At 69.8% G+C, this 14,884-nt stretch carries 13 protein-coding genes; 6 read left to right on the top strand and 7 right to left on the bottom strand.

The genetic code is table 11. The features are described from left to right. Positions 1-8 precede the first annotated feature (8 nt). From IPI43_24690 to IPI43_24675, 4 genes are read right to left on the bottom strand one after another with little or no spacing between them, the layout of a single operon-like run. The gene (locus IPI43_24690; protein MBK7777284.1) at positions 9-1,028 is read right to left on the bottom strand and encodes a hypothetical protein; all 1,020 of its coding nucleotides are present in this window, start codon (positions 1,026-1,028) and stop codon (positions 9-11) included. Next, positions 1,025-1,429: a hypothetical protein gene (locus tag IPI43_24685; protein ID MBK7777283.1), complete on the bottom strand. Its 405-nt coding sequence runs from the start codon at positions 1,427-1,429 to the stop codon at positions 1,025-1,027. Before IPI43_24685 ends, IPI43_24690 begins: the two co-directional genes overlap by 4 nt. After that, positions 1,426-2,106: a hypothetical protein gene (locus IPI43_24680; GenBank protein ID MBK7777282.1), complete on the bottom strand. Its 681-nt coding sequence runs from the start codon at positions 2,104-2,106 to the stop codon at positions 1,426-1,428. Before IPI43_24680 ends, IPI43_24685 begins: the two co-directional genes overlap by 4 nt. 5 nt (positions 2,107-2,111) lie before the next feature. Further along, positions 2,112-2,933, bottom strand: coding sequence for an enoyl-CoA hydratase/isomerase family protein (locus IPI43_24675; GenBank protein MBK7777281.1), 822 nt, complete (start codon positions 2,931-2,933; stop codon positions 2,112-2,114). Between the two features lie 80 nt (positions 2,934-3,013). On the opposite strand from IPI43_24675, the gene IPI43_24670 reads away from it, so the two are divergent. The 6 genes from IPI43_24670 to IPI43_24645 all read left to right on the top strand — a co-directional run bounded on the left by IPI43_24670 (position 3,014) and on the right by IPI43_24645 (position 7,596). Further along, a complete protein-coding gene (locus tag IPI43_24670) occupies positions 3,014-3,304 on the top strand; it encodes a hypothetical protein (GenBank protein MBK7777280.1) in 291 nt (96 codons plus the stop codon). 7 nt (positions 3,305-3,311) lie between these two features. Further along, positions 3,312-4,703 carry a sigma-54-dependent Fis family transcriptional regulator gene (locus IPI43_24665; GenBank protein ID MBK7777279.1) on the top strand — a complete coding sequence of 464 codons (1,392 nt, stop codon included), beginning with the start codon at positions 3,312-3,314 and terminating at the stop codon, positions 4,701-4,703. Positions 4,704-4,791: 88 nt separating this feature from the next. Further along, positions 4,792-5,310, top strand: coding sequence for a prepilin-type N-terminal cleavage/methylation domain-containing protein (locus tag IPI43_24660; GenBank protein MBK7777278.1), 519 nt, complete (start codon positions 4,792-4,794; stop codon positions 5,308-5,310). Positions 5,311-5,473: 163 nt separating this feature from the next. After that, positions 5,474-6,058 (top strand): prepilin-type N-terminal cleavage/methylation domain-containing protein, encoded by a 585-nt coding sequence (locus IPI43_24655; GenBank protein MBK7777277.1) that lies wholly within the window; start codon positions 5,474-5,476, stop codon positions 6,056-6,058. A 75-nt stretch (positions 6,059-6,133) separates the two neighbouring features. Beyond that, complete coding sequence (locus tag IPI43_24650; GenBank protein ID MBK7777276.1) at positions 6,134-6,994, top strand: hypothetical protein; 861 nt, start codon at positions 6,134-6,136, stop codon at positions 6,992-6,994. A gap of 56 nt (positions 6,995-7,050) precedes the next feature. Continuing rightward, the gene (locus IPI43_24645; protein ID MBK7777275.1) at positions 7,051-7,596 is read left to right on the top strand and encodes a type II secretion system protein; all 546 of its coding nucleotides are present in this window, start codon (positions 7,051-7,053) and stop codon (positions 7,594-7,596) included. On the opposite strand, the gene IPI43_24640 is transcribed toward IPI43_24645, so the two are convergent. The 3 genes from IPI43_24640 to IPI43_24630 form a co-directional block, all read right to left on the bottom strand. Further along, positions 7,553-9,352 carry a hypothetical protein gene (locus IPI43_24640; protein ID MBK7777274.1) on the bottom strand — a complete coding sequence of 600 codons (1,800 nt, stop codon included), beginning with the start codon at positions 9,350-9,352 and terminating at the stop codon, positions 7,553-7,555. The genes IPI43_24645 and IPI43_24640 overlap by 44 nt on opposite strands. 7 nt (positions 9,353-9,359) lie before the next feature. Further along, complete coding sequence (locus tag IPI43_24635; GenBank protein MBK7777273.1) at positions 9,360-12,047, bottom strand: serine/threonine protein kinase; 2,688 nt, start codon at positions 12,045-12,047, stop codon at positions 9,360-9,362. Positions 12,048-12,154: 107 nt separating this feature from the next. Continuing rightward, positions 12,155-14,836 (bottom strand): hypothetical protein, encoded by a 2,682-nt coding sequence (locus tag IPI43_24630; GenBank protein MBK7777272.1) that lies wholly within the window; start codon positions 14,834-14,836, stop codon positions 12,155-12,157. Positions 14,837-14,884: the final 48 nt, after the last annotated feature.

Below are 14,884 nucleotides of genomic sequence, written 5' to 3'. Positions count from 1 at the left end.
CTGTCCGGTCACGGGGTTGGTGCTCGTGGGCCGATGACCAGCCCATCGAGGCCAGCGCTGCCTTCGCCGGCCACCACCACGTCCACGCTCAGCGCCCCGGCGTCCAGCAGGACCAGCGGGGTGCTCGGCTCGCTGGACGGCAGCGCCGGACGCTCGGCCGCCTCGAACGAGTCACCCAGGCCCGCCTCCAAGAGCGGCGCCACCTGCTGGAGAGCCCACGCGATGGCCGCGCGCCGCTGCTCCGGGTCGGCGTCATCCACCGGGCTGCGGTTCTCGAGCTCCGACCAGCGCGAGAAGCCGAACCCGGAGAGCCAGATCTCCGCGCCCAGCAGGCGCTCGTCCTCGAGGCGCAGCACCACGCGCAGCTCGCTGACGCGCTGAGCCACGGCGCCCCCCTGCGTGGGCAGCGCGAACGACACGTGCAGCGTCTTCACGCAGCGCGCGGCATCACAGAGCGGGCGCGGCAGGCTGGCAAAGGCGCGGTCGAGCTCGGGGTGGCGTTGCACCACCTGCGCCATGGGCTGGCCCCAACTGTCCACGCGCAGCAGCACACCCAAGAACAGCGTGAGCTGTTCGCGCGTGAACCCGCGGTGCGCGCGCAGGGCATCGGCCGCCGCCGCTTCTTGGGCTTCCCGGGCGCGCTCCGCCTCGGTGGCGTCTTCGGCCTCGCGCTGCCCGAGCGCCAGCAGCTCGGCGCGCGCACGCTGGCTGTGGACCCCAGCAGGATAGACCCGCAGGTAGTCGCGCAGCCCCTGGGCGCTGCCGGCTCGAGCCGCGTAGAAGCGCTCTTCCTCTGCACCGAGCGCGGCGCGCACCTCGTTGGCGTACACCCCCTCGGGGTAGGCCACGAGGTAGTCCGCGCCCGCGATGGAGCGCTCGTGCGGGTCTTCCGCCAGGCGATACGTGCGGTAGGCGCCGTAGTCGCCGTGCGTGGCGCGCAGCGTGCACCCCACCACGACCACGCCGAACAGCAGCAGCCCTACCGGCACACACACCCCCATCCCAAGGGACGGCCACCACGTGCTCATGGGCTCACCTCCGCCGGTGCCGGGCACACGTCCACGCACGCCGCGAGCTCCTCGATGGGGACGCGCACGTTCTCCTCGAGCGAGAGCGCGTCCAGGCACGCGTCGGTCTGCAGGTTGGTGGGGCGCGGCAGGCAGCTGGGCGGCCAGCCCGCCCCCTCGCAGAAGTTGGGGATGGCCTCGAAGCAGGCCGTGAGCGTGTCGCCCTCGAGCTCGCCGCGCGCCTCGGCGCGCCGGCACTGCCAGGCCTCCTGGTCACGGCAGAAGTCATCGGCGTCGGCTACCAGCGGGTCGCCGCCGCAGCTGCCCACCTCGCCGGGCGCAGGCCCCACCAGGAGCAGCGCCAGCAGGAACAGCCAGCCCGACGGCCGAGGCGCGTGGGTGCGTGCGACGGCGCGCCTCATGGCAGCCGCTCCAGATCCAAGCGCACCCCCGCATCGAAGGAGAACAGGGTGTGGCGCGTGAAGACGGCGTCGCGCGTCCCGCCACCCGCCACGATGCTGGCCGTGCCCTCGAGATAGACACCGAGCGACGCACGCACCATCACGGCGAGGCCCAGCGTGGCCGCGAGGCCCCACGTGCGCTGCGGCGCCACCACCCAGGGCACCGACGGGCGCAGCTCGATGACGACGCGCGGGACGGGCGCGCGCGACGGAACCAGGCGCACCGTGAAGCCCGGAGCGATGACCCACTGCGTCCAGGGCCGCACGCCGCGCACGGCCGGGCCGTCGGCGCTCAGGTTGGTGCTGACCTCGAGCGAGGGCCCGAAGCGCAGTACATGGCGGTCGCTGCGGGTGATCCACGTGGCGGTCACGTCCAGGAAGAATGGAGCCAGACGCTCCTGACGAAAGTTCGTGTCTGCCACCCTGCGCACGCTGAGCCCTACTCCGGCCTGCAGCACCAGGCGGCCCGGCAGGGTGGCAGCTGGGGGCTCTGTGGGCGTGGGCTCGAGCGCGCTCGAGTCTCCCTCGTACCAGCCATCGGGGAGGGCCTGCGCCGATGCCCTGCGCGGCGCACAAGCGACCACGAGCAGCAGCGCCGAGAGCGCCACCCCTCGTGCCGCGCATGCGCCCCGCAGCACGTGCACTAACGCCCCTGAAAGCGCGGCACGCGCTTCTCCGCGAAGGCGCGCAGCGCCTCGTCACGGTCTTCCGAAACCAGCGCCCGCTCGTAGCAGGCGCGCTCGAGATCCAGGCCTGCCTCGAGCGAGCCGTCCAGCGCCCCGTCGATGGCCTCGAGCGCCGCCGCGAGCGCGATGGGCGCCGACCCAGCCAGCTGCTGGGCCATCTGGAGCGCCAGCGTGAGCGCCCCCTCGGGGCCGGCCACGCGGTGCACCACGCCCAGCCGTTGTGCCTCGTCGGCCGTGAGCCGTTGCGCGAACAGCACCAGCTCCTTGGCCTTGGCAGCGCCCACGATGCGCGTGAGCCGCTGCGTGCCCCCCGCGCCCGGGATGATGCCGAGCGACACCTCGGTGAGCCCGATCACGGCATGGGCGCTCATGACGCGCAGATCGCACGCCAGCGCCAGCTCGAGCCCGCCGCCCAGCGCCACCCCGTTGATGGCCGCGATGACGGGCTTGCTCAGCCGGTCGATGCGGCCCGCGGTCTCTCGGTAGAGGTCCAAGAGCGCGCGCGTCTCGGGACGCGTGAGACCCTTGCGCTCTTTCAGGTCGGCCCCTGCGCAGAACGCCTTGTCGCCGGCCCCGGTGAGCACCACTGCGCGCACGTCGGGGTCTGCCTCCGCCGCCGCCGCCAGCGCCCCGAGAGACTCCATGGTGCCGCGGTCGAACGCGTTCCGCGCGTCCTCGCGATCGATGACCCAGCGCTCCACCTGGCCGCTGCGAACGACCTGCACACCAGGCAAAGGGCGAGCGGTGTCGACGGTTCCCGCTTCGTTCGGTGCCGTCATTGGAGTGGCTCCGGGCTCGAGCCATCGGCCGTGCGCGAGAGCGCTTGACGCGTGGCCCTTGCAGAAGAACCATCGCCGTCATGAATCGCAGCACCCTCGAAAACATCCTGGACCGCGCGAGCGGCGTCACGCGCGCGAAGAACGCCTCCGAGTTCGAGGTGGGAGAGGGTCATCGAGTGACGTTCTACCTCGGCCGGCCGGGTCAGGCGATGGAGATCTCGGACCTGCAGCGCGGCGTGCTGCACGACGAGTTCGTGGAGCTGGCCGGCAACGAGTCCGAGACGGTCACGTTCGTGGAGTACACGTCCATCCACGCGGTCGCCGCCAAGCCGCCCAAGGGCGACGCCAAGCGACGAGCCGGGTTCGCCTGAGGCCGCCATGGCCCGCGTCCTGATCGTCGACGATGAGCCCAGCGTCCGCGAGATGCTGGGGGTGCTGCTGCACCGGGCGGGCTACACCTGCCAGTCGTCGTCGGGGGCGCGCGCGGCGCGGGAGCGCATTGCCACCGAGGCCCCGTACGACGCCGTGGTCACGGATCTCACGATGCCCGACGGCAGCGGCATGGACGTGCTGGCCGCGGCGCGCGAGCGGGACCCGCACACGCAGGTGATCATGATCACCGCGTATGCCACCACCGAGCAGGCCGTGGACGCCATGCGTAAGGGCGCCTACGACTACATTCAGAAGCCGTTCCGCAACGCCGAGCTGCTGGCCACCCTCGAGAAGGCGCTCGAGAAGCGCGCCCTGGTGGACGAGAACCGCGCGCTGCGGGCCGAGCGCGAGGGCGACGCGGACGGCATCATCGGCAGCAGCGACGCCATGCAGCGCGTGCGCAGGCTGGTGGAGCGCGTGGCCGATGCCCCCAGCAGCGTGCTGATCACGGGCGAGAGCGGCACCGGCAAAGAGGTGGTGGCCCGCGCGCTCCACTTCACAGGCCAGCGCGGCAAGGCGCCCTTCGTGGTGGTGAACTGCGGCGCGCTGCCCGAGGCGCTCATGGAGAGCGAGCTGTTCGGCCACGAAAAGGGGGCCTTCACGGGCGCGGCCGGGCGCAAGAAGGGCCTGTTCCAAGAGGCCGACACGGGCACGCTGTTCCTGGACGAGATCGGCGAGCTGCCCCTGGCGCTGCAGGTGAAGCTCTTGCGCGTGCTCCAGGAGCGCAAGGTGCGCCCGGTGGGGAGCGGAAGCGAAGTGCCCGTGGAGGTGCGCATCGTGGCCGCCACCAACCGCGATCTGGACGAAGAGGTGCGGCGTGGCGGCTTCCGCGAAGACCTCTACTACCGGCTCAACGTCATTCGCATCGAGCTGCCGCCCCTGCGTGACCGGCCTGACGACATCCCCCCGCTGGCCCGGCACCTGCTGCGCAAGCACGCCCTGCTCCAGCGGCGTGACCTGCGTCTGTCGGCGGACGCGCTGCGTTGGCTGGCGGCGCAGCCCTTTCCGGGCAACGTGCGCCAGCTCGAGAACGTCATCGAGCGCGCGGTCACGCTCTCCGAGGGGCCGGAGATTACACCGGCCGACTTCGTGCCGCAGCGTGGGTCTGGGCCGCAGCCGGCTGCCGGGGTGCTGCCCGACGAGGGCCTGGATCTCGAGCGGCACCTGGCGGAGCTGGAGCTGGGGCTGCTGCGCCAGGCGCTCGAGCGCACGGGCGGCAACCGCACCAAGGCCGCGGCCCTGCTGGGCATGAGCTTCCGCCAGTTCCGCTACCGCCTGGCCAAGCACGACCCCGCCAGCGCGGCCGACGACGCGAGCGAAGAGCCGCGCGACGAGTGACCCGGGTGTCGGCCAGCCGGTCGCACATCAAGAAACAGGCTGGCCGGATGATTGCATGATACGTTCATCCCGTTCTGGAGGTCCGTTCATGAAGCGCCGCGATGTCTCAAGTGTTCAGGGGTTCACCCTCGTCGAGCTGATGATCGTCGTGGTCATCGTGGGTGTCCTGGCGGCAACCGCCATTCCCTCGTTCCAGCGGCAGGTCTACCGCGCACGGTCGGCCGAGGCGCCGGCCATGATCCACCACATCCGCATGCAGGAGGAGGCCTACCTGTCCGAGTACGGCCAATACACCGGGCCGACCACGTTCGGCACGCTTTACCCCACGCAAGACCCCGAGGACGGCGCCGTAGCTTGGAACAACCCGACCGCACCCGCGGAGCTCCGCGCGTTGGGGCTAACGCCAGACAGCTTGGTCCGCTTTCGCTATCGCGTGATCTCGGGCTATGGGGCAGCGCCGGCAACGCAGTATCCCAATGGGTGGAACGACTGGTGGTATGTGGTCCAGGCCCACGGCGACATGGATATGGATGGGACCACGTACTTCGTGGAAGCCCTGGCTCAGCGCGCGACGCTCTACGTGAGCGCCCCCGCTGGCTTCGAGTGAGCCGCCGAGATTGGTCAGGGCCGTGCGCCGAAAGTGACAGTTTGCGTCACCGCACCCCGCCAAACTGCCGGAACCCCCAGAAGAAGCGCGGTGGCACACGTCTTGCTCAGTCCCCTTCAGAAATTCAGACTCAGCGCACAGCGCGCCGAGCGAAAGGACGAACATGACCAGCATGACCAGACTGTTGAAGAAGAAGAACGGGGGCTTCACCCTCATCGAGCTGATGATCGTCGTGGTCATCATCGGTATCCTCGCCGCCACCGCCATCCCGGCGTTCATCCGCTTCGTGAAGCGCTCGAAGACCGGTGAGACCGGTATCCAGATCAAGGCGCTCTACACCGGTGCGTCGGCCTACTACGCCAACGAGATCACGACGCAGGGATACACCGTCAACGTCACCATGATGAGCCAGTGTGTCGTCGTCGACGCCAACACCGGCATCGCGCCGGACGCCAACAAGCACCAGTACACCGGTTCGGACGCGTCGTTCGCGGCGCTCGACTGGGGCGCCAACGACCTGATGTACTACCGCTACGAGATCGACGACAGCCCCGCGGCGGGTGCGGCCACGCAGTGCAACCTGCGCGCTGCCACCGGCACCGTCCTGGCTGTTCAGACCTTCTTGGCCATTGGTAACCTCGACGGCGACGCCGTGTCCTCCCGCTTCGAGATGGCTTGCGGTGTCCACACCGACACCGGGTACGGCCACGCGCCGATCTTCTACGTGCAGGGCACCGAGCTCGAGTAGTCCTCGACTTTCTGCTCACGGACGGCCGCCTCTGGGTGGCCGTCTTGATTTAACGCTAACCTCGCGCCCATCCGCATGTTCCGCCCTGCCATCGCCGCCCTACTGGCCGCCAGCTTCTTCGTGGTGGGCTACCAGCGCCCGCTGCTCACGACTGCCCTCACGGCGTCCCTGGCGCCCGAGGACGTCTACTACCTCCCGGCAGACACGCGCATGCTCGAGCTGCTGACGCTCCAGTACCGCGAAGCGATCGCCGATATCCTCTGGATGAAGGCGCTCCTCTACTACACCGAGCACCTGACCAATCACTCGGCGGCAGAGTACGCAATGCGCTACGGCGAAGCCCTGATCGCACTCGACCCCGACTTCGTGGAGATCTACCGGTGGGCGGGCACCGTGCCGTTCTATCTCACCGTGGAGACGCCGCTCGAGATGAGGCGGACGGGAACCCGGCTGCTGGTGCAGGGCTCGGACCGAATGCCAGACAACGGGGCTCTTGCATGGGACGCCGCGGCGACGGTCACCTATGAGCTCCTGCCGTACATACCCGCCGACGACCCGACCCGGGGAAGCCTCGAAGCGGACTCCGAGCGCCTACTGGCTCGCGCTGTACACCTCGGAGCGGGTCCTGCCTGGCTCTCGCTCAACAGCGCCAGCGCCAGCGTGCGACTCGGGCGGACCGAGGTGGCGGTCCGAAACTTGGAACGTGCGCTGACGCTGACGGACGATCCTGCCTTGAGAGTGCAGATCATGGCGAGGCTCAGCGACCTGTCGGCAAGCACACGCCGCTTCGAGATCCAGGCAGAGCATCGGCGCCTCGCGGAGGCGCGACAGCTGGCTTTCCCCTACCTGAGCGCCGATGAGTTCCTGGTGTTCGGCGAGCGTCGCCTGCCGCTCGAGGACGCCCAGCACGAGCGGCCGCACGCGGAGGCGCCCTGACCCGCAAAAACCACGCGCGCGCTGGCGGCCGCGGACGCTTGGGCTACCGTGCGCGCGTGCGTCAACGGCCCAACGGATGGACGGTGGTAGAGGTCAGCCTCGTGATCAGCGTCATCGCCACGGCGGCGGCGATGTTCCTGCCCGCGTTCTTCGCGCGCCTCGAGCTCAGCAAGTTCAACGAGGTCGATAGGGAACTGGCGCAGCTGGCTCGCGCAGTACGGGCCTACTACGAAGAGTCGCACTCCGTTCGCGGCAGCTCCCGGACACGCTGCTTGCCCGCGAGCGCGGGCCCAACCCCAGCCGAGGTCGGCGAGTTTCCCACCGAAGTGGACTTCGCCGATGACGCGACGCCCGGCGCTGCAACCTGGCGCGCCCTCGGGTTTCAGCCTCCCTTGCCGGGGCGGTTCCGCTACACCGTGCAGTCCTCGGTCGCGCGCTGCGGCGTACGCCCGCCAGCACGTGAGCTGATGGTGCGCGTCGTCGCCGAGGCGGACCTCGATGGCGACGGGAGCCTGTCGCGATTCACGCGAGAGTTCCTGATGGGGGCGGATGGGTCGCTCACGGAAGCGCCGTTGCTGCGCGTGGTGAATCGGACGGAGTGACACACGGGAGCCGGTCGCGGCTGGCCTGGATCTCGCGCCGATGCTGGGCAGTCAGCGCCTCTGCCTGGCCTGCGTGCCGCAAGATGTCGGCCACCTCGGGGCAGTATTCGGTGTCGCCGAGCGCGGGGACCATCCCGAGAGCGCGGTCCACGTCGCCACCGCGAAGCCGACGATGGAGGCGATGTAGGCGCGGCTGGGGGCTGTCAGGGTAGGCGCGCTCGGCCTCCAGAAGCACCTGATCATGGAGCGCCTCGTTGCCCATCCGGCGAGTGAGGTGCAGGACCTGCATGCAGACTGGCAGCGGCCAGGGCGGCGGCGGCATCTCCGCTAAGAACGCCGCAGCGGCGGCGGGGCTGTCGTTCTCCACCATCTCCCCTGCCGCAAAGGCATAGCGTGTTGGGTCGCCGGTGTCTGGGCGCAGACCGCTGGTCATCCACGTGAGCTGATTCTGGTAGTACCCGCTCGCCACCGCGGTGCTGGCAGACGCGCCGAGCACGACCACACCCCACACCAGGGCGGGGAGCCAGCGGAGGCGCTCGCTACGCGCACGGACCGCCCTCGACACCCCGGGCGCAGCCGCCAGCAGCAGGAGCAGCAGCGGTACGTATAGGTAGCGATCGCGACCGAGCCAGAGGGAGCGAATCAACACGACCGTGGGCAAGAGCGTGAGGATCGCGCCCGTCACCAGGGCGAGGCCACGGCCATCACGCCGCATGACGAGAGACGCGAGGAAGGCAGCTCCCAGCGCCGCACCCAACCACTCGACGGGGGCGAGCGGGCGGAACTCCAGCCACGCGTAGGACTGCATCGGAGAAGCCTCCAACGAGAGCAGCGTGCCCGCTCCGATGGCGAGGAGCTTGGGTGCGAAGGCCCGCGTGTCTGGCTCGAGCAGGATCGGGCCGCCTTCCCCAGGATCCGCGAAGCCTCCCCTCTGAACCAGGTACCAGGTCAGCAGGTAGGCCACCACGCCAATGCCCGCAGCCACCGTGGCCCCGATGAGCACACGGCTGTCGCGCATCGGGCTCGGGTGCTGCCACGCATAGATGAGCGCCGCAGCCCACACGCCCACGAGCGCACCGAGGGCAGTCTCCTTGGACCCCATGGCGAGGGCGCTGGTGAGGAACGCCGCAAGGTACAGGGCTCCGGACCTGCGCAACAGGGGCGCGCGAGGCAGCACGGAGGTCGCCTCCAGCGACACCAGCGCAGCGAGCGCCACAAAGAGTCCTGCCATCACATCCGACCGCCCATTGATCCAGACGTAGGCCTCGACTCCAATCGGGTGGAGCAGAAAGACGGCCGCCAGGCACCATGGCACCACGACAGCCGGCTCCCCCTCCCGGCGCAGGGTGTGCCGGAGCACAACCAGGAGGAGTCCCGCAAGGACCACGTGAAGCGCCCAACCGACGAGATGGTGCAGCAGCGCGGACTGCGCGATGACGTGCGTCGATACGAGCACGAACATGGTCACCGGCCGATAGGTCTCGGAGCCACGCGGCACCCGGTCGGAGGAATCTTCCGGAATCAGGTAGTCGAGCGCGGTACGGGCCACGACAGCAGGAATGTCATCCCAGCCGTCATAGACCGGGTTGTCCAGCATGAGGTTGTCATCGTAGACCCAAGTCCCGAAGAGACCCGGGGATGTCCACGCAAACGACCACGCCAACGTGCACACGACGAGCGCCACCCGCCGTGCACGAGTTCGGCCGGGGACGAGCCCTGCCTCCTTGTCCACGGCCAACGGCACGTTGGTATCCACCGGCTGGCTACTCGGGCCGGTCGAGCGTGAGCACCCGCGTCGTGACCTGACCCGCCTCGATGGTGACCGAGACGCTCTGCCGGATGTTGAAGTCGGGGTTCACCAGCGTGACGCGGTGCGAGCCCGCGGGCAGCGAGATGTTCATCTGCGGGGTGTTGCCGATGAGGCGGCCGTCCACGTAGACCTGCGACCAGGGGCGCGTGTTGATGCGCAGCGTGCCCGGGCCCGTGCCGCCCGCGGTCATCGGCGTCTCCGCCGGCTCGTCCATGGCGGCCACAGTGGTGGTGTCGGCCATGTCGGTGGCGTCTGCGGTCATGGTCCCCGTGGGCGGGGTGCCCGCCGTGGTGGTCCCCGGCCCGACGCGGCCGGCGCGCTGCAGCGTCGCGTTGACGTCGAACTCGCGCGCGGTGCCGGTGACCTGAAGTGGCTCGCTCCACTCGGCATAGCCGTCCAGCGTCATGCGCACCGTGTAGGGGCCGTGCTGCATGTCCACGTCCACCTCGGTGGGCGTCACGCCCAGGCGACGCTCGCGGCTCGGGCCCACCAGCAGCACGCTGGCGCCGGGGGGCGTACTGGCGAAGCGCACCAGCACATCGGCCGGGCTCAGCGTCACCGACGGGACGGCGACGGTCTGCCCCGCCGCAATGACGATCTCGTCCTGCCACGTGCCGTGGCCTTCCATCTCCACGCGCACCTGGTGGGCACCCGCGCTCAGGTCTGCGGCGGTGACCGGCGTGGTGCCCGGGACCCGGGTTCCGTCCACGTAGACCGTGGCGCCGGGCGGAGTGGTGTTGAGCGTGAACCCGCCGGTGCCGGCTGCCACGCGCGTGGTACCTGCGGCGCCTTCGGGGCGGAGCGCCACGGCGTCCATGGACAGCTCCTGACCCGACTGCACGGTGATGGGGGCAGACCACGAGCGGAAGCCCTCGGCGCGCACCTCGATGATGTGCGGCACGCCGGGCGTCACGTTGGTGATGATGAAGGGGCTGCTCGAGCCAGCGACACGGACGCTGTCCATGTAGACCTCGCTCTCCGGCGGGTCGGTGGCGAGGCGGATGGTGCCGGGGTCCTTGGCCAGGAGGAACCATGCGGCGGCGGCGAGGCCCAGCAGCACGGCGACCAACCCGATGACCATGGGCCCCATGCTCTTCTTCTCGCCACTCGCTGGCGTGGCCGCTTTTTCGGCGGCCTTCGCAGGCGCAGGGTCGGCGACCTTGCTGGTGGCCGGGGTGGCCGCAGGGCTCCCTGCGGGCAGGTCATCGAAGGGCGACGGATTTCCCATGGGCCCAGCCGAGACGATGGGCGCCGAGAGGCCACCCGACAGCGTGGTCGAAGCGGGAGCGCCACCGAGGGGCGTGGCGGACAGGCCCTCGATCTCGTCGAACTTGTCGTAGATCTGGGTGGCCTCGCCGTCGTCGTCCCAGTCCATGTCCATGGCAGGCGCCGGCGTGGCCGGCGGGGGCGGCGTGGGCGCGCTGGCCCGCACGCCCGGAATGGGCGGAGGCAAGCTCCCGCCACGCAGCGAAGGCGCCCCACCCACTCCTTGAATGGTCTGGCTGGGCTGATTGACGGGCTTCTTCGGAGAGCCGCCTCCGGGTGGTGGTGGTGGTACGTTCGACATAGTGGCTGGACCCTGACCCTGGCTCGTGGCTTTGGCGCCGGATGTAGCCGGCAACGTGGGAGGCGCCTTGGGTGCGCCCTTTGCTGGGGGCGACGCCGCTGGCGCTTTGATCTTTCGGTATTGTTCGTCGCGGGCGGCCTCTTTGGCCACTTCCTCGGCAAACGTCTGGCGCATGTAGGCGCTGAGGTCCTTGCGGGCGAAGAAGTTGCCGCTCGTGTACATGAACGACTGGAGGTCGTCATGGAGGTCCATCGCCGTCTGGTAGCGGTCGTCGACGTCCTTCGCGAGTGCCTTCAAGAGGATGCGCTCGAGCTCCTGCGGGATGCTCTTGTTGTAGGTGGTGGCGGGGACGATCTCGACGTTGCGGACCATCTCGAGCGTGTTGAAGTCGCTGTCGCCGTAGAACAGGCGCTCGCCGGTGAGCAGCTCGTAGAGGCAGATACCCACGGCGAAGACATCGGAGCGCCGGTCAATGGGCAGACCGCGCACCTGCTCCGGGGACATGTAACCGAATTTCCCCTTGAGGATTCCGGCCTGCGTCTTTCCCGCTTTGTTGGCGGCCTTGGCGATGCCGAAGTCCACGATCTTGATCTCGCCGTCCCACGTGACGAGCAGGTTCTGCGGGCTCACGTCGCGGTGCACCAAGTGCAGATCCCGGCTGGCGGCGTCCTTCTTGTTGTGCGCGTAGTCCAGGCCCTCACACACCTTCATGATGGTGTAGCAGGCCATGGGGATGGGCACGGTCTCCTTGAGCTTGCGCCCACGGTCGAAGATGGCGCGCACGTCCTTGCCCGCGCAGAACTCCATGGCGATGAAGAAGCTGTCGCCCACCTTTCCGAGGTCGAAGATCTGGCAGATGTTCGCGTGCGACAGCTGCACCGCGATCTTCGCCTCGTCGATGAACATCGTGATGAACTCTTGGTCCTCCGCGATGCTCGGCAGGATTCGCTTCACGGCGACGAGGCGCTCGAAACCCTCCACGCCGAAGGCCTTCGCTTTGAAGACTTCGGCCATTCCGCCGATGTTGACTCGCTCCAGCAAGAGATAATTGCCGAAGGGGATGGGCTGCTTCACTGGGGGGTCTTTCGTGCGCGCTTGGGGTCCAAGGACGCGCAAGGATAGACAAAGCCGGTGAATGCGGTCAATAGCGCGATAACGCTACGTTTTCGGAAAGCTGGCGATCAGGGCGGCGCGCCGGGCACCCGGGAGAAGCGTCGGGTGCGATCCGACTCGTAGCGATAGCGCACCCGGGTGTCCTGGATGCGGCCCCACTCCATGTACGGCCGCGGCCGGGTGTCTGGGAAGAGCACCTCCGTCTCCGGGCGCTCGTCCGCGCGGAAGGCCAGGGCCTGCGCTGGTTCCAGCGGCCGTTCGAAGGCGTCGGGGCCGATCGTGCGATCGCCCACCACGAAAGCGAGCCTGACCGTGGTCTCGAGCGCGACCGCATCCGTGACGCCTGCCGCCGTCAAGCGCGCGAGCAGCGGCTGCGTGTCCCCGGCTTGGCGCTCGGCGTAGAGCAGGAAGCCGTCGTGGTCCACGCCGATGGCGGCCTCGGCGCCTGGCACGTCTCGCAGGCTGCGGCCGCGCACCAGCACCGTGGCGTCTGCCGGGGCAGTCCCCACCGCATAGCGCCGGCCCACCATGCCCACGGTGGCGTAGAGCGCCACGGGACCGCGCTGCGTGTTCGCGTCGCGCAGGTAGGCGAGCGTGCGCGTCTGCCCCTCGGGAGCCACTGGAGCGGGGGGCGCACGGCGTGGGTCCACGCGCACCAGCCACGTGCGCTGCCCAGCCTCACCGCCCAGGAACGCGCGCGCGAAGGCATGCGGCCAGCCCGCGTGGGGCAGGCCCGTGGTCTGGAACTGCCCTTCCCCCTCGGCTCGTGGTGCACCGCTGAGCGCGATGGCGGGGCCCGGCAGCGTGGGCCGCAGCGTGAGGTAGAAGAAGTCCCGTGGGTCGCGCTGGATGTAGCGCGGGAAACGCATGGGCGTCATGGAGCGCACCAGCTTGCGGCCGCGCATGTGATAGGCGCCCTGGCTGTCGGGCACGTTCATCTGGAACTCGAGCTCGCGGTCGATGGGGCGCCCGATGTCCGCGAACGGCTGGCTGACCGGCTGCACGTTGTAGAGCTCGAAGGCCGTGTGCCGGTCGTTCATGTCCAGGTGGATGCCGCGCACGCAGCGCGCCGCCAGCATGGCGTTGGCCAGCGCGTCCGAGCTCATGGCCTTGCCCCAGAAGTAGACCATGAACCCCTCGGACGTGAGGCACATGCCCGAGCGGTGGATGAACACCTGCTGGCCGTCGTTGGAGGGCGCGGCGCCCCACCACCAGCGGCGCCACGGGTTGGCCTCGGTGCCCTCCACCACACTCGTCAGGTTCTGGCGCATCTCCACCACGTCGGCGGGGATCTGAGCCACAGCCCACTCCTCCTCGAACGTGGTGACGCCCTCGGGCGGATCACGCCAGGAGCCCATGGAGGTGCGTCCATCGCGGTAGACGGCCACGGTCGCGGCGAAGGGCTTGGGCGGCAGGTAGACGCGTCCCTCGCTCATCATCGCGAACTCACCGTGCAGCGACTGGAAGCCGCCGTTGAAGCCCGCCACCACGCGCTCCATGGTCTCGGGGTCGCGCGGCACCAGGCCAGGGCCCGTCTCACCCGTGGCGCTCTCGGGCTCGCGCGTGCCGGTCATGACGCGCAGCTGCACCTGGCGCGGGTCCCACACCACCATGTAGACGCGCGTGTAGGGGCGCTCGATGTCCACGCGGAGATGCGTGCTGTAGAACGCCGGCGGCGCGTTGGGATACGACCGCACGAAGGGGTCGTCCACGATGGGGTTCCACTCGCCCTCCCCGCTGGCGCGCCCCGGCACGCGGGCCTCGAGCGGCGCAGGCGGCCAGCCCAGCTCGGGGTCGGTGACCGACAGCTCGGCGCGGCGCGCGCTCTCGGGCTCGATGGACAGGTCGGCGGCAGCCTCGGCCTCGGCTTCTTCTTCCGATGCGCCGGCCACGCGGTACCAGACGCGCTGGAAGACGTCGCGCACACCGAACACGCGGTGCTCGAGCCAGGCGATGGGCTCGGGCCCCACGAAGCTCAGGTTGCGCACGCTGTCCACCACCCACGTGATGGTGCCCGGCTCACCCTTCTCGGCCGCGCGCACCTCCACCAGGTCGGCTCCTTCGCGCGCCTGCCACACGCCGTGGGCGTCGCGCGCCATGGCCAGGTGGAGCGCGCCGCCCACCACGCGCACGGTGCCCGCGTCCACGCTCAGCGCGGCCTCCGCCTCGGCCGTGCCGAAGCTCACGCGCGTGCGCCCGAAGCCCTGGCGCCGCCCGGTCTCTTGGAAATTGGTGACCTGGTTCTGGGTGCGCGTGCGCGCGGACCAGCCGGCCGTCAGCGAGGCGGGCTCCCCACGCAGATCCAGCAGCGTCAGCGCGTCCACACCGTCGAGCACGCGACTGAGATAGGCCGCCGTGTGGTCGTCCACGCGGGTGAGCGCGAACTCGTCGGCACCTGCCGTGCGCGTCAGGTTGCTGAGCGCGTGCACGCCCAGCACGGACGTGGCGCCGGCGCGGATGCGCGCGTGATAGACCTCGGCGTCGCCCTGCTGCGAGGCCGCGATGAAGATGGCCGAGCGCAGCCCGGTGGGTGCCGTGGGCTCGTCCATCCAGATGAGCGACGAGGGGTCGAGCTCGAGCCCCTGGCTGTCGAGGGCCGCGCCGAGCGCGGTGGGAAGATCGGACGCGGCCCGCACGCCGCTCTGGTCATAGACCACGAGCAGCGCGCCGAGGATGGCGCACGTGGCGAGCAGGTTGCGCCGAGCGGCGACGTGCTGCCGTAGCGCGGAGGTCCAGGATTGACGCGGCACGTGCGAGGCGTAGCAGGAGGGCGCTGCACGCGCGAGCAGGGAGCGGCC

The organism is Sandaracinaceae bacterium, from assembly GCA_016706685.1.
Taxonomy (GTDB): Bacteria; Myxococcota_A; Polyangia; order Polyangiales; family Houyiibacteriaceae; genus JADJJE01.
Note: the sequence above shows the minus strand (reverse complement) of the source record. Positions and strands in the feature narration are given on the sequence as shown.